Raw genomic sequence first — 19,667 nt, 5'->3', positions numbered from 1 at the left:
GCCGCCCGGGGCCCGGGGGCTGGCTGTGGGGCGGGTCCTGGGCGGCGGGCGGCGTCATGCCTTGGGCACCATGTAGCCCACGCCGCGCACGTTCAGCACCAGTTCGGCGCCCAGCTTCTTGCGCAGGCCGTGCACATACACCTCCACGGCGTTGCTGCTGATCTCGTCCTTCCAGCCGTAGAGCTTTTCCTCGAGCTGGGTGCGCGACAGCACCATGCCCGGGCGCGCCAGCAGCGGCTCCAGCACGGCCCATTCGCGCGCCGACAGCACCACGGGCGCGCCGTTCACCGTCACCTCGCGCGTGGCCGGTAAAATCCGCACGCCCTTGTGCTCGTAGGCCGGCTCGGCCCGCCCGGCCGCGCGCCGCGTGAGGGCGCGGATGCGGGCCAGCAGTTCATCGAGTTCGTAGGGCTTGAGCACGTAGTCGTCGGCGCCGGCGTCCAGCCCCTCCACGCGCTGGGCCAGCGCATCGCGCGCGGTGGCCACCAGCACCGGGGGTGCGGTCCTTGCGCGCGCGCAGGTCGCGCAGCACCGCCAGGCCGTCGCGCCGGGGCAGGCCCAGGTCCAGCAGCACGGCATCGAACCGCTCCATGCGCAGGGCGCTCCAGGCGGCCGCCACGCTGGAACACACGTCCACCGCATAGCCGCGCTGGTGCAGGTTGGTGCGCAGGCCGTCGGCAATGCCTGCATCGTCTTCGACCACGAGGATTCGCATGGGGGCGATTGTCACCGCGATGCGGATTCGCCAGAGCCCGCCCGTCCGGCGGACCGACAAACATGGTGGGGACCACCGTTAAGACGGCGTTAAGAGCGGCTGCCTATCGTCCGCCCCCATGCCGACTTCCTACTCCCCTGTCGCTGCGCCTGCCGCATCGCGACTCTCCCGTTCGCTTCCACCGCTGGCCTGGGCGCTGGGCGTCCTGGCGGTGCTCATCGCCTGGGACAGTTCGGGCCTGGACCTCGATCTGGCCCGGGTGTTCGGCTCGGCACAGGGCTTTCCCCTGCGCGACCACTGGCTTTTCGTGCACGTGCTCCATGAAGGCGCGCGGCGGCTGGGCTGGGTGCTGGTGCTGGTGCTCGCTGTCGGCGTGTGGTGGCCGGTGGGCGTGCTGCGCCGGCTGGACCATGGCGAGCGGGTGCAGATGGCGATCAGCGCCCTGCTGTCGCTGGGGGTGATTGCCCTGCTCAAGCAGAGCAGCACCACCAGTTGCCCCTGGGACCTGGCGGAGTTCGGTGGCGTGGCGCGCTACGCCTCGCATTGGGCCCTGGGCGTGATGGACGGCGGCGGCGGCCACTGCTTTCCCGCAGGGCATGCCTCGGCCGGCTTCGCGTTCCTCGGTGGCTATTTCGCCCTGCACCGCAAGGCGCCACGCGCCGCGCGCTGGTGGCTGGCCGGCGCCCTGGCCGCCGGTGTCATCCTCGGACTGGCGCAGCAGGCACGCGGCGCCCACTTCACCAGCCACACGCTGTGGACTGGCTGGTTCTGCTGGATGACGGGCTGGCTGTGCGACCTCGGGGGACAGTGGATGCGCCGGCATTTCCCGGAACTGGACAGCCACCTGACCGCCGACGCCGACGCCCATGCTGTCCATTGAACTGGCGCTGTTTACGGCCGTGAACGCCACGGCAGCGACCCCGACCGGCATCGTGACCGCCGCGCGCTGGCTGTCGCAGGGGTTCCCCATCCTTGCAGGGCTACTGGTGGCCGCGGGCCTGGCCTTTGGCAGCCCCCGGCTGCGCCAGGCCCTCATGCTGAGCCTGGTGGCCGTAGTAGTCGCCTGGTGCGCCGCGCACGGCATCCGCGCATGGTTTCCCATGCCCCGCCCGGGGCAGCTGGGCCTCGGCGTGCAGTGGATCGAGCACGGCGTCCGCGCGGGCTTTCCCAGCATGCATGCCACCGGCGCGTTCGCGCTGGCCCAGGGGTTGGCCCTGGGGCTGCACCGGCGCCACGCGCCCTGGCAATGGCTGGCCTTCGGACTGGCGGCGGCCGTGGCGTGGAGCCGTGTCTGCCTGGGCGTGCACTTTCCCGCGGACGTGCTGGCGGGCGCACTGACCGGCTGCGCGAGCGCCCTGTTCGCCAGGGCCCTGCTGCGGCACGCGCTCAGCTGGCGCGGCAGATCTTCAGCATATTGGTTCCGCCCGGCGCGCCCATCGGCTCGCCGCACGTGATCGCGTACAGGTCGCCCTGCTGCACGATGTTGCGGCTCTTGAGGTGGCCTTCGGCCTGTTCCAGCGCGGTGTCGCGGTCGGCGCTGGTGTCCATGAGCAGCGGGCGCACGTTGCGGTACATGGCCATCTTGCGCTGCGTGGCCACCTTGGGGGTGAGCGCGTAGATGGGAATGTGGATGCGGTGGCGGCTCATCCACAGCGCGGTGGAGCCGCTCTCCGTCATGGCCACGATGGCCTTGGCCCCCAGGTGGTGGGCCGTGAAGAGCGCGCCCATGGCGATGGACTGGTCGATGCGGCCCAGGGTCTGGCCCGTGAAGTCGGAATCGCGCTCGGGGTCTTCCGCCGCCTCGGCGGCGGCGCAGATCTTGGCCATCTCCTCGACCGTCTCCAGCGGGTATTTGCCCGCAGCGGTCTCGGCGCTCAGCATCACGGCGTCGGTGCCGTCCAGCACGGCGTTGGCCACGTCGCTCACCTCGGCGCGCGTGGGCACGGGATTGGTGATCATGCTTTCCATCATCTGCGTGGCGGTGATGACGACCTTGTCCATGTCGCGCGCCATGCGGATCATCTTCTTTTGCAGCGCCGGAACGGCCGCGTTGCCCACCTCCACGGCCAGGTCGCCCCGCGCCACCATGATGCCGTCGGACACGCGCAGGATCTCCTCCAGGCGCGGCACGGCCTCGGCCCGCTCGATCTTGGCGATCAGGCCCGGCTTGTGCCGGTACTCGGCTGCAGCCACATTGCACAGCTGGCGCGCCATTTCCATGTCGGTGGCGTTCTTGGGAAAGCTCACGGCCACGTAGTCGGCCTGGAAGCTCATCGCGGTGCGGATGTCCTCCATGTCCTTGGCGGTGAGGGCCGGTGCGGTGAGGCCGCCTCCCTGCTTGTTGATGCCCTTGTTGTTGGACAGCTCGCCACCGATCTTGACGGTGGTGTGCACTTCCTCACCGCGCACGGCGTTCACCACCAGCACGATCAGGCCGTCGTTGAGCAGCAGCACGTCGCCGGCCTTCACATCGCGCGGCAGTTCCTTGTAATCGAGGCCCACGCCGTTGTCGTCGCCCGGAATGGTGCGCGACGCGTCGAGGATGAAGGACTGGCCCTGCTGCAGCTGCACGCGGCCTTCGGCGAACTTGCCCACGCGGATCTTGGGGCCCTGCAGGTCGGCCATGATGGCCACCTCGCGGCCCGCGCGCTGTGCGGCCTCGCGCACGGCGATGGCGCGATCGATGTGGTCCTGCGCCTTGCCGTGGCTGAAGTTCAGCCGCACCACATTGACCCCGGCACGAATCATCTGCTCCAGCAGTTGCGGGTCGCTGGAAGCGGGCCCGAGGGTGGCAACGATCTTGGTGGCGCGGCGGATCTGCATGGCGGTTCGGTCTCTCTGCATGGATGTAATCGGGTTTCAATTTTGCATGAAAAGAGGTTACATCACCTTCAGGCAGACCCCGACTGCGCGCCATGGCCAAAGCAGGTCTGCACTGGCAGGGCTGCAGAGGGCCACCCCCGCTGCGGCAGACCTTGGGCCGCCCTCGATGCCCGGGCGGTCCATCCGCCCGGGCATCGAAACCTCAGACCTGTGCGTCGCCTTCCGGATGGGGCCGGCGCTGCCGCAACCCGACCTGGGGAGCAACGCCGGCATTGCGAGCCTCGGCCTCGGCTTCCCGGCGGACCGCACGCACCGCGCCCTCTGCCTGCCAGCTTCCTCCGATGGCCGCGTACCCCAACCCCGCCAACATGCTGGCGAGGGAATTGCTCAACAAGTCCTGCTGACTTAGCGTCCCCCGCGGTTCACATTCCCGAGGATGTTGAAGACGGCATTCCCCGCCGAGATGGCGGTGATGCGCGCAGGCGTCTGGTCCAGCAAACGGCCATAGTCCGTTCCCGTGACGCGAGGATTCCATTGCTGCACCGTACCGGACTGCAGCGCCTCCTGCTGGGTGACGGATATCCAGTCCGCGGTCTCCACCGCCCAGTTGATGGCGGCCTTGATGGCGGACACCCCTGCAATGTCGCCCCACGCATCGCTTCGGGCGCCACTGCTGCTGGCCCCATCCAACAGCACGGCGCGGGCGGCGGCAGTATCCCCTCCCAGAATCGGAAGCTGGGACCACGCGTTGTTGCCCACGACGTTGGCCAGTCCATAGAACAGGCTGGCCGAGTTGAGGTGGCTGCCGCTCACGCCGCCGGACGTTTCCTCCTGCGTGCCGACCATGCTGAAGGACGCCTGAATGAAGTCGCGTGCGAAGGAATACGCAACGGTCTTGATGTCCCCTGCAAGCACATCGGTGGCCATGCCCACGTTGCCGGTGAGCGTGCCATGCAGCGACAGCCCGATTGATGCCATGGACGCACCGATCTGCTCCAGCGTCACGATGCGCGACATGAGCTGCTGCGTCTGGCGCATTGACGCGCGCTGATGGTCCGAACATTCGGCCCATTGCTCCGCGGTCATCGCATGAAAACCCCGCGCGGCCGTGTCCGGATCGCGTGCCTCGCGCCGTTCCCGCATCACGGCCATGCCGATGTTGAGCAGCCCCACGCCCACCTGCATGCCCAGGACCATGTTGGGCGGTGTGGCGCGAAACGCGACCTTCATGGACTCCCCCATCATCTCGCGCAGAAAGGTGGGCACGAAGACCGAAGCCGCCTGGTGGATGCCATGGCCCAGTACCGCGCCCATGATGCGCTGGCTGGGCAGCATCGAACCCACGGCCTGCACCGTGGTGGACTCCGAGACCGCGGTGCGGGCCGCAGTGGCCGCCTCCCCGAGCCGGTGCAAGGCCGCCCCTCCGGTTTCCATCGCGCCGATGCCCAATTGCCGCAGCATCGCGTTCCAGCTCTGCGGCTCAGGCACCGCCGGCTCCTCGTGTTCCTGCAGCTCTGGCATATCGACCCGGCGACTGGCGCGCAGGAACCGGTCCAGCGGGATATCAACGAGCTCTTCCAGCGCCGGCAACTGGCCCATGGCCGAGAACGACGCATTGGCGTTTGAAACCTCGGTCATCGCCGTTCCCTCACCAAAACCACCGGCGTTCGGAGTAACGGGTTCGCTGCTATCCCAGCGATGGCTGCCTCCGGCTAGGGGGGTATGAAAGGATTCCGAGCGCGTAGGACTGGACAGCAGGGAGAAGGAATCCCCTTCTTGAAGCATCTGGCGCGGCGGCATCGTCTGCGGATGCGCTTGGGACAGTCCTCGCCGACCGGTCAGCGACGCGTGCTGAAGGCGTCCGGAAATGCTGGCGCCCGAGGAGCGGGCCTGGGGCGTCTGAGGTTCAGGGGAAAGTGTGGGGCGGATCGGTGTGGTCGAACCGGACGCGTTCGTTTTATTGAGCATGGGTACGCTCCTTGTGGCCGCCGGAGGCTTCGGGTGCCGCGCAGGGAACGCCCGCCTGCACGGCATTGGCCAGCGCAGCCAGTTGCAGAATGTGCCGAGCGACGACCTCCGCCGAGGCGTTGCCCAGTGGACACCGGCACAGCAGTTGCGGCCCCGCGAAACCGCGGGCAAAAACGGCTCCAAGGCTGAGCATCAGCTGCGTGGATGCCTGCAGCGCGGCCACGCGCCGGGCCGGATCGTCCAGGCAGTCTGCGAGCAAGGGCGCTGTCATGATCAGCGCCTCCTCGTCCACGTCGGGCACCAAGGCAATGGTGCGGCTTTCCAGGGCGATGGTTCCGGTGCGCGAGGCATCCTTTGCCTGCTCCTGCGATGCGCCCAGGAACAAGGCCGTGTCCCTGACCAGCGCCAGAACGCGGGATGACGCTTCGAACTCCTGCACAGGGGCGGGTGGCTGCGGGCGGGGTGCGAGAACGGCGCTCATTGCACACCTCCTTTGCGCGGCGAGGCTGCGCCCAGTGCCAGCACCCCCTCCCGGGTGGCTTGGCACATGGCCAGCAAGCCGCCAAGCTGCGCGGCAAGAAGCTGCTCGTTTTCCTGCTGCGTCTCCAGGCGGCGCACCAGCACGGCATCGCCGTTGTCTTCCATGCCATAGCCCCAGTCGGAGCTGAGCATCGACTGCCCGTTGGCGACCAGCAGCGCGTCGGTCCAGGTTTCCGCCGGAACATGCTCGGGCCGGGCCATCGTGGCAATGGCGGCCCATGGGCGATTGTCCCGATGGCTCAGGGGTGCCACGCGCAGCGTGAACGGCCCCACTTTCGCTTCGCCCGTTTCTCCAAAAATCCGGGCAGTGGCCTCGTCAGCCCCCAGTTGCAGGGCTGCGTCCCTGGCACAGGCCTTGCGCCGGGATGACAGTGCGGGGCCACGCACGGGTGGCTTCGGTTTTGCGTTTTTCATCGTCGTTCTTTCAACCGTTATCGCTTATATATTTCCGCGCGACATGCGGATTTGGTGCCCTTTACACCAGCCGGCAGTCGTCTCTGAAAATGTGCCGGCCGTTCCATCGTTGAATGTGCGAAGGCGCCACACGCCTCGACAAGCGAAGCGATTGGCCGGGTTGCGAAAAACAAAGTTGACAGGAACGCGCGACATTGAACCTTGGCAGGCGCGCCGGATCATGGCCCCGCCGCCGAGCCGTCGATTCCATCAGGCCGCAAGGTGCATCGCGCAGCGTGGAATCCTTCCATTCAATGCACCAACGCAAATGAGAAATATTCTCATTTGTGTGACAATGTGCGCCGTGAGCCAGACAACCTGCAGGGACGACGGTGCCGCGATCGGCAGTGTCCAGACCGCGCGAGAGGGTATCCAGCAGACAACCCTTTTCGACGCACTCCATGGTTCACTGCCTGCACCTCCGGCCTGTTTCTCTTGCGCACGGCGCCCTGCGCTTCGCCCCCATTTCGCATGCCCTTCGCCCGCTGGCGGGTGCTGCGCTCCTGGCGGTCCTCGCCGCCCCTGCCGCGCCGGCGTGGGGACAGGGCTCCGGCACCGGCACCCCAGGCGCCGTGAGGACGGCACTGCTGCCGCAGGTGGACGTGGTGGACGTGGTGGACGTGGTGGACGAGGCCGAACGCAGTCCAGGCACCTCCACCGTCGTCAGCGGCGAGGCACTGGAGCAGGCTGGCAGCATGAAGGACGTGGTGCGCAACCAGCCGCTGGTCTCGGCCCCGGGCACCGCTGCGGGCACCACCCGCAATCGCAGCAGCTTCGACCGCTCCGGCACGACGGGCTACAACATCCGCGGGATCGAAGGCAACCGCGTGGGCATGGACGTGGACGGCGTGGAAATGCCCGACGCCACCACCCGCCCCTACGTGAGCCGCGTGGGCGCGAACACCTTCGGCATCGGACGCGACTTCATCGACCCCGAGATGTTTTCCTCGGTCAACATCCTGTCCGGCACCACCTCCGCCAAGCGCTCCGCCGGCGGCATCGGGGGCGCCGTGAGCTTCAAGACCAAATCGGCGAGCGACTACCTGCGGGGCGACCGGACCTCGTACCTGGGCGCCAAGATCGGCTACGACTCGGCCGACCGAGCATGGAACGAGAGCTTCACCGGCGCCGCCCGCAGCGGCGAACTCGATGGCCTGATCGCCTATTCGCGCCGGGACGGCCACGCGGCGCGCAACCACAGCGACGTGGTGAACAGCTACCCCGACGACTGGCACTCGGACGCCCTGCTGCTCAAGGGCGGCCTGCGCGTGGACGGCAGCAATCGGCTGGAACTCTCGGCCGACCTGTACCGCCGCAAGAATGACACCTTCTTCCACGGGTGGAACACCACCAACACGGCCATCACCGAGCAGTCCCGCCAGGCCAGCGACACGGAGCGCAACACGCTGCAGCTGACCCACCAGTGGACGCCGCGCAATGCCTGGGTGGACCACGCGGACACCCGCCTGTACTTCCAGGACACGGGCACCACGGACGCGACCGACACCACCACGCTGGCCACCGGCGCCCTGGTGCGCAATCTTTCCGAGAACCAGACCCGCACCTGGGGGGCGTCCACCACGGCGGACAAACGCATCGGCCGGCACCAGTTGAGCTTCGGCGCCAATGCCTCCACCCAGGACGTGGACCGCCCCTGGAACGTGGCGGGCTACATGAAGCCCCAGCCCGACACCACCACCCGGCGCCTGGGCGCCTTTCTCCAGGACGACATCGCCTTCGATGCGGGCGGCAAGCGGCTTGCCGTGATTCCCGCCCTGCGCGTGGACCGCATCGACATCCAGACCCGCAACCTCGGCAACTTCGTCTCCGGCGTGCTCACCGAGCAGGACGTGAGGCGCCTGTACGGCAATGCGCCCTCCACCACCCTCTGGAGCCCCAGCCTGGGCCTGACCTATGACCTCGCGCCGCGCTTCATCACGTATGCGCAGTACAAGCGCAGCGGCCGCGCGCCGTCGCCGGGCGAGATCTTCGGCTCGTGGAACATGGCCAGCAACTACGCCACGGGCAACCAGTACGCGCTGATCGGCAACCGCGACCTGAAGGAAGAGTCGAGCAACGCGTTCGAGGTGGGCGTCAAGGGATCGCCGGCCGACGGCGTGACGCTCAACAGCTCGGTCTTCTACACGCGCTACCGCGATTTCATCGCCTACACCCGCTACACGCGCGCCAGCGCGCCCAGCCTGTTCACGAACGTGCCTGCGCACATCGGCACCATCTACCAGGCCGAGAACCGCGACGAAGCCACCATCTACGGCCTCGAATTGAGCGCACGCCTGGAACACGGCCAGTGGAGCCCGGCGGCCCGAGGCCTGTACACCACCTGGGCGGTGGGCCTGAGCAAGGGCACGTCGCGGTCGCACTACGCCGGCGACAAGGATGTGGCGCTCGACTCCGTGCTGCCACGCAAGGCCATCGTCGGCGTGGGCTACGACGCGCCCATGAAGCAATGGGGCGTGAACTTCACCGGCACCTTCGTGGCCGCCAAGCGGGCAGAGGCCACCAACCGCGACAGCTACACCAACGCGGGCGCGGCGCTCACCGACGCCACCACCCAGCTGTTCCGCGTGCCCCGCTATTCCGTGCTCGACCTGAGCGGCTACTGGCAGGTGAACAAGAGCGTGCGCCTGCAGGCCGGCATCTACAACCTGACCGACAAGCGCTACTGGGACTACGCCAGCGCCCGCAGCCTGCAGCCTTCGGTGGCGCGCGACCAGCGCGACATCGAACTGCTCACCCATGCCGGCCGCACGGTGGCGGTGTCGATGTCCGTCGCGTTCTGATCCGCCCGCGCCGGCTTCAGCCGGCCTTCTTTTTTCCCATTCCACAGGAGTCTTCCCATGCCACACCCACTGTCCCTCTTTTCCCACCGTCCTCGCGCCATCCGCCGGGCCGGCATCGCCACCGCCGCCAGCGTGGCGGCACTGCTCGCGGCCTGCGCGGCCCCATCGGCCCCTGCCGGCGACGGCCCGGCGCGGCCGGCAGGCGGCCACGGCAATGCCGCCTTCATCGGTGGCTACGACGCCAACCAGGACGGCCAGGTCACCCGCGCCGAATACGACGCTGTGCGCAAGCAGCGCTTCGCGGCTGCCGACACCAACCGGGACGGCTGGCTCAGCGAAGCCGAATACGTGGCCGAGTTCGAGGGGCGCCTGCAGCAGCAGTACGCCGTCCAGAAGCGCCCGCCCGACGCGGCCCACGCCGCGTCGATCCAGCAGGCCCATGTGCGATTTGGCATCCTGGACAAGAACAAGGATGGCCGCCTGACCGAGGACGAAGAACTCGCCATCGCCGACCGGACCTTCAAAGGCGCGGACACCAACGGCGACGGCGTGGTCAATGCCGCCGACGCCAAGAAGCCTTGAGGCCGCCATCCATGCCTGCCATGCACACCGCCCCTTTCTTGCCGTGGCTGCGGCGCGCCGGCCTGGCGCTGGCCCTGGGCCTTTGCGGCCTGGCCCGCGCCCACACGCCCTACCTGCTGCCCGCGAGCTTCGACATCGAGCCCGGCTCCAACGTCAGCGTGGACGCCGGCTTCACCGAGAAGTTCTTCCTGCCTGACGTGGCGTTCGGCGACACGCGCTTTGCCATCACCACGCCCGATGGCGGCACGCTGCCGTTCGGCGATGTGCGCCAGTTCAAGACGCGCACCGTGGCCGAGCAGAAGCTGCCCGGTGCCAAGGGCACGTACCGGCTCAGCACCGGCCCGCGCCTGGGCGCGATCTTTCGCAGCTGGGAGCACGGCGGCAAGGTCGAGGTGGCACGCGACCCCGCCACGCCGATGCCGTCCGGCGCCAGGCTGCTGAGCCACTACCAGTCGCTATCCATCTCCGAGGCCTATGTGACCGCGGGGACCCCCACGCGGGCCGCGCTGGCGGGCTCGGGCAAGGGGCTGGAGATCGTGCCCGCCACGCACCCGAGCGATCTGTTCGCCAAGGAAGCCTTCGACTTCGCCGTGCAGTTCGACGGCCAGCCGCTGGCCGGGCAGAAAGTGGACCTCTACCGCTCGGCGATGGACCTCGCCAGCCAGCACAGCGCCGAGAGCCTGAAGACCGATGCGCAAGGCCGCATCCACTACGTGCCGCCACAGCCCGGCGTGTACCTGGCCCTGGTGCGCCACCGTGCGCCCGCGCCGCAAGGCGCGGCGGCCCCGATGTACGGCCACAACTACACGCTGACCTTCCGGGTGCTGGCCCCGTAGCGCGCGGTGAGGGGCGTCAGCCCCGCATCAACGCCTCGATCTCGTCCGCCTTCACCGGCACGCCGCGCGTGATCAGCTCGCAGCCGCCGTCGGTGACGATGGCGTCGTCCTCGATGCGGATGCCCAGATGATGGAAGGCCTCGGGCACGCCCGGGGCCGGGCGCACGTACAGGCCCGGCTCGATCGTCAGCACCATGCCGGGCCGCAGGATGCGGCTGGGGCGGTTGGCGATGGTCTCGCCCGAGAGCGGGTCCTTGCGCTCGCTGACCTGCCCGACCTCGGACGGCTCCACGTAGCTGCCGCAGTCGTGCACGTCCATGCCCAGCCAGTGGCCGGTGCGGTGCATGTAGAACTGGAAGTAGGCGCGGCTGTCGATCACGTCCTGCGCCGTGCCCACGGTGTTCCTGTCGAGCAGGCCCAGGTCCAGCATGCCCTGCGCCAGCACGGCCACCGTGGCGTCGTGCGGGTCGTTGAAGCGGGCGCCGGCCTTCGTCGCCGCGATGGCCGCGTCCTGGCTGGCCAGCACCAGGTCGTACAGCGCGCGCTGCGGCCCGGTGAAGCGGCCGTTGGCGGGAAAGGTGCGCGTGATGTCGCTGGCGTAGCCGTCGAGTTCGCAGCCCGCATCGATCAGCACCAGTTCGCCGTCGCGCACCGGGGCGGCGTCGGCGCGGTAGTGCAGCACGCAGGCATTGGCGCCGGCGGCGACGATGGAGTTGTAGGCCGGGCACTGCGAGCCGGCTTCGCGGAAGGCATGCAGCAGTTCGGCGTCCAGGTGGTACTCCCGCACGTCCTCGCCCGCGCGCAGCATGCGCGCGCTGCGCTGCATGGCGCGAATGTGGGCCTGGGCGCTGATGGCCGAGGCGCGGCGCATGGTGTCCTGCTCGTGCGCGTCCTTCACCAGCCGCATTTCGTCGAGCAACGTGCACAGGTCGTCCTGCTGCGCCGGGCACAGCGCGCCGTAGCGCACCCGTGCGCGCACCTGGTTCAGCCAGCCCTCCACGCGCGCGGCCAGGCCGGTGTGGATGGCGAATGGGTACCAGACCCGGGTGCGGTTTTCGAGCAGGCGGGGCAGTTGCGACTCCAGCACGGCGGCCGAGTGCGCGGCGTCCACGCCCAGCGTGCCCACGGCGGCCTCGGGGCCCAGGCGGTAGCCGTCCCAGATCTCGCGCTCCAGGTCCTTGGGCTGGCAAAACAGCGTGCTCTGGCCCTGCGCCGTGATCACCAGGCAGGCGCCCGGCTCGGTGAAGCCGGTGAGATAGTAAAAATAGCTGTCGTGCCGGTACAGGAAGTCGCTGTCGCGGTTGCGCGGGCGCTCCGGGGCGGTGGGCACGATGGCGATGCCGCCTTCGCCGAGCATCGAAGCAAGGCGGGCGCGGCGCTGGGCATAGAGGGAGTTCTGTGGGCTCATGCAGGCATTCTCAGGGCATCGGCTGGGGAGCATTTGCAATTCCGCTGGGCAAATTACATTTCGAATCACTGCAGGCACGCGCCGCCCCGGCGGTGCCCGCAAAGCGTTCGAGAATGGCGGGCTCCCCCTCTCCTGGATCGCGCATGTCCGGTTTCGCCCCGCTGCAGTTCATTTTGACGACCTTCCTGCCGCTGCTGGGCCTGGGGTTGACGGTGGCCCTGCTGGGCTACGGCGCCTATGCCCTGTGGGTCGATGTGCCGCAAAAGCTGGTGCTGTCGCGCCGGGCCCTGCTGGTGCTGTGCGGCGTGGCGCTGCTGTGCAACGCATGGCTGGGGCTGCGCCTGTACCTGTCGCACAGCGAGCGGCAGGAATGGAAGGACGGCGCCGTGCACCGCGCCAGCCGCGAGCGCTTCGCGCTGGCGCAGGATTTCCAGTACGGCGAGTTGCTGATTCCAGCCGGCAGCCTGGTCAACCGCCAGGACCCGTTCGACAAGGGCGAGCCGTCGCGCCCCGTGGCGCTGCATGGGCTGGAAGCGGTGCGGTTTTCGCAGCCGGTGCTGGTGGCCGGGGTGTGGGCCAGCGCGCTGCAGGTCAACCCGCTGCGCGTGGAGCTGGCGCAGGACCAGCGCATCGGCCCGCTCTACCGCTACGACGCGTCCAGCCAGGGCTGGGTGACCAACAAGCTAGTGCCCGCGCTGGCCTGCAAGAAGGGCCAGATGGCCGTGTTCCAGGTGCCGCACATTCCCTACGACGTGCCGGCGGAGGTGGGCAAGCCGCCACCGGACGGCCCCGCCGCGCGCTTTCTGCCCAGCCAATGGCTGTTCCGCAACTGCGAGGCGGCGCCGCCCATTGCCGTGCAGCCCGCAAACGGCGGCACCGCACCGACCCAGTGATCGCAAGGCGCCGAAAAAGGCCGCCCCAAGGCCTCAGCGGTTGAGCTGCGCCAGCCGCTGCGGCGTGCCCACATCGGTCCAGCGGCCGGTGTAGAGCGATGCGGTGACGCGGCCCGCGTCCATGGCCCGGCGCAGCAGCGGTGCCAGCGCGGCGCTGATCCCCGTCGGATTGCCGGCGGGCACATCGCACCAGGGCGCGCCGAACAACTCCGCCCGCAGCAGTGCGAGGGTGCTGTAGGTGTAGCGCGGCGCGGTGCTGTCGGCCGGCAGGTTCAGCGCCAAGCCGGCGTCCGACCGGCCGAAGTCCCCGCGCGGGTGGTGCTCCGGGTTGGGCACCAGCCACAGGTGGGCCAGCGCGGTGCTGGCGGCAAAGCGCTGCGCGGCATCGGCCGCGAACACGAAATCGGGCGCGAACACATCGCCCGCCGCCAGCCAGAAGACGGGCCCCAACTGCGGCAGCGCCCGCGCGATGCCGCCGGCGGTCTCCAGCGCACCACCGAAGTCGCGGCCTTCGTGCGAGTATGAAATCGATAGCAGGCTGCCGGCGGATTCATTGCCCTGGAGGCCGAAATGACCTCCAAACCGCTCGCTGATCTGCTCGCCCAGCCACGCCGTGTTGATGACGGCGCGTGGCACGCCCGCCTGGGCCAGCGCACGCAGGTGCCACTCCAGCAGCGGCACGCCCTGCACCGCCAGCAGCGGCTTCGGGCACGCATCGGTCAGCGGGCGCATGCGCTCGCCGCGGCCGGCGGCCAGCACCATGGCGGGAATCTGCGCGCCTCCCTGGACCGGCAATGGGGTCTGCACGGCTGCGTTCATGCCGCAACGCCCTGGGCCACCGCACCGCGCTGCAGCGCACGCCGCTGCGCCCGTGCCGGTTCGAACAAGGCCAGCAGCGCGGCCATCAGCGACTCGGCCTTGGCCGAATGGTCGCCGCCGAAATTGCACACGTACACATCCAGCGTGACCGCACCCAGTTCGGGCCAGGTGTGCACGCAAAGGTGCGACTCGGCCAGCAGCAGCGTGGCCGTCACGCCGCCCGGCCCCTGCGCGGTGGCCGGGAAGGTGTGGAACAGCTGCCCCACGGCCTGCAGCCCGGCCGCCTGCACGGCGCCGGCGCAGGCGCGGCCCAGCGCGGCAGCATCGGTCAGCCAGTGCGGCGCGCAGCGGCATTGCTGGAGATCGGCGGTGAGGTGCAGGCCTTGCATGGGGCTGCACTGTAGTGCATCGGGCCCCGGGGACGGAGCCCCGGGAGCCGCCCCGGTAAAATGCCGGGTTTTCCCCCCACCGCCCCCTTCCGGAGCCGCCCCTGATGGCCAATTCTCAACAAATGGCGAATGCGATCCGCGCACTCGCAATGGATGCAGTTCAACAGGCCAATTCCGGCCACCCCGGCGCCCCGATGGGCATGGCCGACATGGCCGTCGCGCTGTGGGGCCGCCATCTGCGGCACAACCCCGCCAACCCTCACTGGCTGGACCGCGACCGCTTCGTGCTGTCCAACGGCCACGGCTCCATGCTGCTGTACGCGCTGCTGCACCTCACGGGCTACGACCTGCCCATCCAGGAGCTGAAGAACTTCCGCCAGCTGCACAGCAAGACGGCCGGCCACCCCGAATACGGCATCACGCCCGGCGTCGAGACGACCACCGGCCCCCTGGGCCAGGGCATTACCAACGCCGTGGGCTTCGCGCTGGCCGAGAAGCTGCTCGCCAAGGAATTCAACCGCGACGGCCATGCCGTGGTGGACCACCACACCTACGTCTTCCTGGGCGATGGCTGCCTGATGGAAGGCATCAGCCAGGAAGCGCTGTCGCTAGCAGGCGCCTGGAAGCTCAACAAGCTGATCGCGCTGTATGACGACAACGGCATCAGCATCGACGGCCAGGTCGCTCCCTGGTTCGTGGACGACACCCCGGCCCGCCTGCGCGCCTGCGGCTGGAACGTGATCGGCCCCGTGGACGGCCACGACGTCGAGGCCGTGGCGGCCGCGGTGCAAAGCGCCAAGACCTCCACCGACAAGCCCACGCTCATCGTCTGCAAGACCGCCATCGGCAAGGGATCGCCCAACCGCGCGAACACCTCCAAGGCCCACGGCGAGCCCCTGGGCGCCGACGAGATCACGCTCACGCGCAACGCCATCGGCTGGAGCCACGTGCCCTTCGAGATCCCGGCCGAGGTCTATGCCGACTGGAGCGCCAAGGACACCGGCGCCCAGGCCGAAGCCGAATGGCAGCAGCGCTTCGACGCCTATGCCGCCGCCTTTCCCGAACTGGCCGCCGAATTCACCCGCCGCATGGCCGGCGACCTGCCCAAGCACTTCGCGCAGACCGCCGTGGACACCGTGGTCGGCATGCACACCAAGGGCGAAACCGTGGCCAGCCGCAAGGCCAGCCAGCTGGCCCTGGAAGCCTTCACCGCGCAACTGCCCGAGCTGCTGGGCGGCAGCGCCGACCTGACCGGCTCCAACCTCACCAACACCAAGAGCACGCCGGCCCTGCGCTTCGACGAACACGGCGACGTGCAGCAGGTGGAAGTGAACGTGGGCGCCGAGACGGTGCGCGTCGGCGGGCGCCACATCAACTACGGCGTGCGCGAATTCGGCATGGCCGCGATCATGAACGGCATCGCCCTGCACGGCGGCTTCATCCCCTACGGCGGCACCTTCCTCACGTTCAGCGACTACAGCCGCAACGCCATCCGCATGGCCGCGCTGATGAAGCTTCGCGTGGTGCACGTGTTCACCCACGACTCCATCGGCCTGGGCGAAGACGGCCCGACCCACCAGTCGATCGAGCACGCCGCCAGCCTGCGCCTCATCCCGAACCTGGACGTGTGGCGCCCGGGCGATACGACCGAAACCGCCGTCGCCTGGAGCGTGGCCCTGTCCAACCGCACCCAGCCCACGGCCCTGCTGCTGTCGCGCCAGAACATCGCCTATGCCCCCAAGCGCGACCTGGGCGACATCAGCCGCGGCGCGTACGTGCTGTCCGAGCCGGCCGACGTGGGCATCAAGAAGAAGGCCCAGGCCGTCATCATCGCCACGGGTTCGGAAGTGCAACTGGCGCTCAAGGCGCAGCAACTGCTGGCCACGCGCAAGATCGCCGTGCGCGTGGTGTCCATGCCCAGCACGACGACCTTCGACCGCGAAGACACCAAGTACAAGCAATCCGTGCTGCCCGCCGGCATCCCCCGCATCGCGGTGGAGATGGGCGTGACCGACGGCTGGTGGAAATACGGCTGCGCCGCCGTGGTCGGCATCGACACCTTCGGCGAATCGGCCCCGGCGCCGGTGCTGTTCAAGCACTTCGGCTTCACGGAAGAGAACGTGGCCGATACGGTGCAGGCGGTGCTGCGCAAACGTTGATCGATCCAACCCTGCGCGATGGGGGATTCTGCCGACCTGCTCCAGATTGGCAGAAAACTCCCGCCGCGCTTGAAAACATCAGGAACCACCTGCCGGAATGAAGAGCGCGTCCAGAGCTACCAAAATCATGGCTGCCGTTGCAGGTGGCCTGCTGCTTTGCGGCGCGGCTGGGCTTTTCATGGCGGGTGCATTGTTCGAGTCCAGCGGGGTGGATCGAGGTTCTTTCGTGTACCGCCTTGGCGCGCCCGAATACCTTCGATCGGTGGAGATTCTGGACGAATGCCAAAAACCGAGATACCGCTGGAAGGGCCGTGACGGCGAGAGCAGCCCTTATTCGTCAGTCACCTACGGCAGTCTGAAGAGCTCGGCTGATTTAGTGCAATCGTATCGAAGCGCTTTCGATAAAAAATCATGCAAAGTGAAAGACGAAATCCAGAGCGTGGGCAACAAAAATCATTTGGCGCTCGTTTGCGCGCAGCAGGATTTCTTATCGGTTGACCTATTCATCACCGACGCAGGCGGTTGCAAAGAAGTCACTCTCGATTTCCTGGAAAACTATTAATCCGCTGGAGACGAATGAGCAAGCGCAAAGATATTGTGGACGGGAGCGAAGCCGCGGCGAAAGCCTATGGCCTCGTATACACCTGCCATCTGGGCTGGCTGGATCTGGGCCATATGGATCCCAAATCCACCCGTGCGCACACGGGAGCTTCCGCGCTTTGGAAAGAAATCAACGCGGGAGGTCCGGATGTGCGGCACTGCATGGGCACCCTTCGGCAGATCTGCACGCTGCCGGCGCTTTCGAATGTCTATCCTGCGGCGAAATTTCCCGACCAGTCTTCCACTGGCTTCAAGCTGACGTACAAGCAGGACATGGGCAAGCGCGTGTTCGGCGCCAACCTGTCGACAGGCGTATCGCGGGAATACATCGTTCGCCACCACCTGTCCACCGACGAAAAGAAATCCGTAGCATTGGCGATCTTCATGGAAGTCAGCCTGGAATTCGAAAATTACCAGGAATACTTTCCCAAATTCATCACGGACAGCGGGTTCAGCCAGGAAGACCTGGTTTCCAACCTGATCGGCTTTCACATCGCGGTCGGCACCGTGACCAAATCGCAGGTGATCGCCATGGCCAAACCCGTCTCCAAAGCCACGGCTTTGGCCATCTGGGATCGCAACGGGGCCGTGGGCGCCAACAAGAACAGGGGCTTCAAGCCCATGCTCAGCCCGGACACCTCGGCGATGACCGACACGGCGTGCATCAACGAGTGCGGCGGCCTGACGCCCCGGGTGCCCGATTTTCTGAAAAGCATTCTCCCGGCGAGAAAGGGCGAGCTTTTCATGAACAACGTACTGGGTAGCTCTTGAGGTTCATTCAAGGGCTTTTTATCAATCTTTTCTTTTTACTGAGGATAGTTCCATGACGATCAAGATTGGCATCAATGGCTTCGGCCGCATCGGCCGCATGGTGTTCCGCGCCGCCGTGCAGAACTTCTCCGACATCGAGGTCGTCGGCATCAACGACCTGCTGGAGCCCGACTACCTGGCGTACATGCTCCAGTACGACTCGGTGCATGGCCGCTTCAAGGGCACCATCGCGGTGGAGGGGAACACCCTGGTCGTCAACGGCAAGAAGATCCGCCTCACGCAGGAACGCGACCCGGCGCAGCTCAAGTGGAACGAGGTCGGCGCGGACGTCGTGATCGAGGCCACGGGCCTGTTCCTGACCAAGGAAACGGCGCAAAAGCACATCGACGCGGGCGCGAAGAAGGTCATCCTGTCGGCACCGTCCAAGGACGACACGCCGATGTTCGTGCATGGCGTGAACTGCAATTCCTACGCCGGCCAGCCCATCATCTCCAACGCCTCGTGCACCACCAACTGCCTGGCCCCCGTGGCCAAGGTGCTGAACGACAAGTGGGGCATCAAGCGCGGCCTGATGACCACCGTGCACGCCGCCACCGCGACGCAAAAGACCGTGGACGGCCCGTCCAACAAGGACTGGCGCGGTGGCCGCGGCATCCTGGAAAACATCATCCCCAGTTCCACCGGCGCCGCCAAGGCCGTGGGCGTGGTGATCCCGGCGCTCAACAAGAAGCTGACCGGCATGTCGTTCCGCGTGCCCACCTCCGACGTGTCGGTGGTGGACCTGACCGTCGAGCTGGAAAAGCCCGCTACGTACGCCGAGATCTGCGCTGAAATGAAGTCGCAGTCGGAAGGCGCGCTCAAGGGCATCCTGGGCTACACCGAAGACAAGGTGGTGGCGACCGACTTCCGCGGCGAGAGCTGCACCAGCGTGTTCGATGCCGATGCCGGCATCGCCCTCGACGACACCTTCGTGAAGATCGTGTCCTGGTACGACAACGAATGGGGCTACTCCAACAAGTGCCTGGACATGGTGCGCGTGGTGTCTTCCCGCTGAGACAGCAGCGCCCGCTCGCCGGACCATCGGAACGCGCCTTCGGGCGCGTTTTTCTTTGGGCGAATGGTTTGTGCCGCCATTGGCCGCTTCGCCTCCGCCCATCGGCATGAATGTGAATGGCATCCGCAGGAACGCGCTCGCAACCGTTGCTTTCGGATGCATTGCTCACGTTTCGTCGGACATTGCCCACGCGGCCTGCTGCGATGGGCCTACGCCGGGCGGCAAGCCCAGCCCGAACAATCGGAACCCTGTCGCCAGGGGCTCCCGTCACCGGGACCCGCCCCAAAGCGCCATTCCATCCCTGTCCGGAGAAAAACACCATGCCGACCTTCACCTTGATCCGAACTGCCACTGCCGTGCTGGCGCTGGGCGCGCTTGCCGCCTGCTCCTCCACCCCCAAGCCCACCGAGCAGATGGCCGTGAGCCGCACTGCCGTGGACCGCGCGACCACCGCGCCCAAGGTGGCCGCCAACGCCCCCGTGGAACTGCAGAGCGCCCGTGACAAGTGGACCCAGGCCCAGCAGGCCCTGGACAGCAAGGACTACACGCGGGCGCGCCGCCTGGCCGCCGAAGCGGAAGCCGACGCCCGCGTGGCCGAGACGAAGGCCGAAGCCACGGACAACGCCGCCACGCTGCAGCAGGTCAAGACCAGCATCCAGTCGCTGCAGGACGAAATCACCCGCCGCGCGCCGCCCGTCCCCGGTGCCATGCCACCGCCCCCTCCCGCGCCAGTGCCCATGGCCGCCCCCATGCCAGCACCCATGCCCGGTGCCGTGCCTCCGGCCCGCTGAGGCACCGGGCCTTCGAGCCCGCCTCCCTGACCGGCCGCCGACCACCCACGCGCCACCGCGGCGCG

The 19,667-nt window shown here is 67.8% G+C and carries 19 protein-coding genes and 1 pseudogene; 11 read left to right on the top strand and 9 right to left on the bottom strand.

Annotation, left to right across the window (positions count from 1 at the left end):
- Nucleotides 1-54: 54 nt before the first annotated feature.
- A pseudogene (locus tag AC27IQ_RS08825) lies at nt 55-715 on the bottom strand (response regulator).
- Between the two features lie 118 nt (nt 716-833).
- On the opposite strand from AC27IQ_RS08825, the gene AC27IQ_RS08820 reads away from it, so the two are divergent.
- Both AC27IQ_RS08820 and AC27IQ_RS08815 read left to right on the top strand, forming a co-directional pair.
- Nucleotides 834-1,595, top strand: a complete 762-nt coding sequence (locus tag AC27IQ_RS08820) for a phosphatase PAP2 family protein (RefSeq protein ID WP_487089241.1) — start codon at nt 834-836, stop codon at nt 1,593-1,595.
- Nucleotides 1,582-2,169 (top strand): phosphatase PAP2 family protein, encoded by a 588-nt coding sequence (locus tag AC27IQ_RS08815; RefSeq protein ID WP_487089240.1) that lies wholly within the window; start codon nt 1,582-1,584, stop codon nt 2,167-2,169. The genes AC27IQ_RS08820 and AC27IQ_RS08815 overlap by 14 nt, the downstream gene beginning before the upstream one ends.
- On the opposite strand, the gene pyk is transcribed toward AC27IQ_RS08815, so the two are convergent.
- From pyk to AC27IQ_RS08790, 5 genes are all read right to left on the bottom strand, one after another.
- On the bottom strand, nt 2,102-3,538 hold the full coding sequence (gene pyk / locus AC27IQ_RS08810) for a pyruvate kinase (protein ID WP_284401746.1): 1,437 nt from the start codon (nt 3,536-3,538) through the stop codon (nt 2,102-2,104). The genes AC27IQ_RS08815 and pyk overlap by 68 nt on opposite strands.
- Nucleotides 3,539-3,740: 202 nt before the next feature.
- Nucleotides 3,741-3,929 (bottom strand): hypothetical protein, encoded by a 189-nt coding sequence (locus tag AC27IQ_RS08805; RefSeq protein WP_487089239.1) that lies wholly within the window; start codon nt 3,927-3,929, stop codon nt 3,741-3,743.
- 14 nt (nt 3,930-3,943) lie between these two features.
- The gene (locus AC27IQ_RS08800; protein ID WP_487089238.1) at nt 3,944-5,506 is read right to left on the bottom strand and encodes a hypothetical protein; all 1,563 of its coding nucleotides are present in this window, start codon (nt 5,504-5,506) and stop codon (nt 3,944-3,946) included.
- Nucleotides 5,496-5,987: a hypothetical protein gene (locus AC27IQ_RS08795; RefSeq protein WP_284424377.1), complete on the bottom strand. Its 492-nt coding sequence runs from the start codon at nt 5,985-5,987 to the stop codon at nt 5,496-5,498. The genes AC27IQ_RS08800 and AC27IQ_RS08795 overlap by 11 nt, the downstream gene beginning before the upstream one ends.
- Nucleotides 5,984-6,247, bottom strand: coding sequence for a hypothetical protein (locus AC27IQ_RS08790; RefSeq protein WP_487089237.1), 264 nt, complete (start codon nt 6,245-6,247; stop codon nt 5,984-5,986). Before AC27IQ_RS08790 ends, AC27IQ_RS08795 begins: the two co-directional genes overlap by 4 nt.
- Nucleotides 6,248-7,071: 824 nt before the next feature.
- Here AC27IQ_RS08790 and AC27IQ_RS08785 point away from each other — a divergent pair.
- From AC27IQ_RS08785 to AC27IQ_RS08775, 3 genes are read left to right on the top strand one after another with little or no spacing between them, the layout of a single operon-like run.
- Nucleotides 7,072-9,300, top strand: coding sequence for a TonB-dependent hemoglobin/transferrin/lactoferrin family receptor (locus tag AC27IQ_RS08785; RefSeq protein ID WP_487089236.1), 2,229 nt, complete (start codon nt 7,072-7,074; stop codon nt 9,298-9,300).
- 57 nt (nt 9,301-9,357) lie between these two features.
- Entirely contained in the window at nt 9,358-9,882 is a 525-nt protein-coding gene (locus AC27IQ_RS08780) for an EF-hand domain-containing protein (RefSeq protein ID WP_487089235.1), read from the top strand.
- 20 nt (nt 9,883-9,902) lie between these two features.
- A complete protein-coding gene (locus AC27IQ_RS08775; RefSeq protein WP_487089234.1) occupies nt 9,903-10,718 on the top strand; it encodes a DUF4198 domain-containing protein in 816 nt (271 codons plus the stop codon).
- 16 nt (nt 10,719-10,734) lie between these two features.
- Here the strand turns inward: AC27IQ_RS08775 and AC27IQ_RS08770 are convergent, their stop codons facing one another.
- The gene (locus AC27IQ_RS08770; protein ID WP_317351491.1) at nt 10,735-12,126 is read right to left on the bottom strand and encodes an aminopeptidase P N-terminal domain-containing protein; all 1,392 of its coding nucleotides are present in this window, start codon (nt 12,124-12,126) and stop codon (nt 10,735-10,737) included.
- 143 nt (nt 12,127-12,269) lie between these two features.
- Here AC27IQ_RS08770 and AC27IQ_RS08765 point away from each other — a divergent pair, with 143 nt between their 5' ends.
- The gene (locus AC27IQ_RS08765) at nt 12,270-13,019 is read left to right on the top strand and encodes a hypothetical protein (RefSeq protein ID WP_487089233.1); all 750 of its coding nucleotides are present in this window, start codon (nt 12,270-12,272) and stop codon (nt 13,017-13,019) included.
- Nucleotides 13,020-13,052: 33 nt separating this feature from the next.
- Here the strand turns inward: AC27IQ_RS08765 and AC27IQ_RS08760 are convergent, their stop codons facing one another.
- The gene (locus AC27IQ_RS08760; RefSeq protein ID WP_317351485.1) at nt 13,053-13,838 is read right to left on the bottom strand and encodes a nucleotidyltransferase family protein; all 786 of its coding nucleotides are present in this window, start codon (nt 13,836-13,838) and stop codon (nt 13,053-13,055) included.
- On the bottom strand, nt 13,835-14,227 hold the full coding sequence (gene speD / locus AC27IQ_RS08755) for an adenosylmethionine decarboxylase (protein ID WP_487089232.1): 393 nt from the start codon (nt 14,225-14,227) through the stop codon (nt 13,835-13,837). The genes AC27IQ_RS08760 and speD overlap by 4 nt, the downstream gene beginning before the upstream one ends.
- A gap of 104 nt (nt 14,228-14,331) precedes the next feature.
- Between speD and tkt the strand changes: the two genes are divergently transcribed.
- The 5 genes from tkt to AC27IQ_RS08730 all read left to right on the top strand — a co-directional run bounded on the left by tkt (nt 14,332) and on the right by AC27IQ_RS08730 (nt 19,602).
- Nucleotides 14,332-16,386 carry a transketolase gene (gene tkt, locus AC27IQ_RS08750; RefSeq protein WP_317351478.1) on the top strand — a complete coding sequence of 685 codons (2,055 nt, stop codon included), beginning with the start codon at nt 14,332-14,334 and terminating at the stop codon, nt 16,384-16,386.
- Nucleotides 16,387-16,483: 97 nt separating this feature from the next.
- Nucleotides 16,484-16,948 (top strand): hypothetical protein, encoded by a 465-nt coding sequence (locus AC27IQ_RS08745; RefSeq protein WP_317351475.1) that lies wholly within the window; start codon nt 16,484-16,486, stop codon nt 16,946-16,948.
- A gap of 14 nt (nt 16,949-16,962) precedes the next feature.
- Nucleotides 16,963-17,757: a hypothetical protein gene (locus tag AC27IQ_RS08740; RefSeq protein WP_487089231.1), complete on the top strand. Its 795-nt coding sequence runs from the start codon at nt 16,963-16,965 to the stop codon at nt 17,755-17,757.
- Nucleotides 17,758-17,809: 52 nt separating this feature from the next.
- Nucleotides 17,810-18,811 carry a type I glyceraldehyde-3-phosphate dehydrogenase gene (gene gap, locus AC27IQ_RS08735; RefSeq protein WP_272550521.1) on the top strand — a complete coding sequence of 334 codons (1,002 nt, stop codon included), beginning with the start codon at nt 17,810-17,812 and terminating at the stop codon, nt 18,809-18,811.
- A 320-nt stretch (nt 18,812-19,131) separates the two neighbouring features.
- Nucleotides 19,132-19,602, top strand: a complete 471-nt coding sequence (locus AC27IQ_RS08730) for a DUF4398 domain-containing protein (protein WP_272566695.1) — start codon at nt 19,132-19,134, stop codon at nt 19,600-19,602.
- Nucleotides 19,603-19,667: the final 65 nt, after the last annotated feature.

The sequence above is a fragment of the Acidovorax sp. KPB24-07 genome (genome assembly GCF_057543315.1).
The sequence above is the reverse complement of the archived record's forward strand: the minus strand, read 5'-3'. Positions and strand labels throughout refer to the sequence as shown.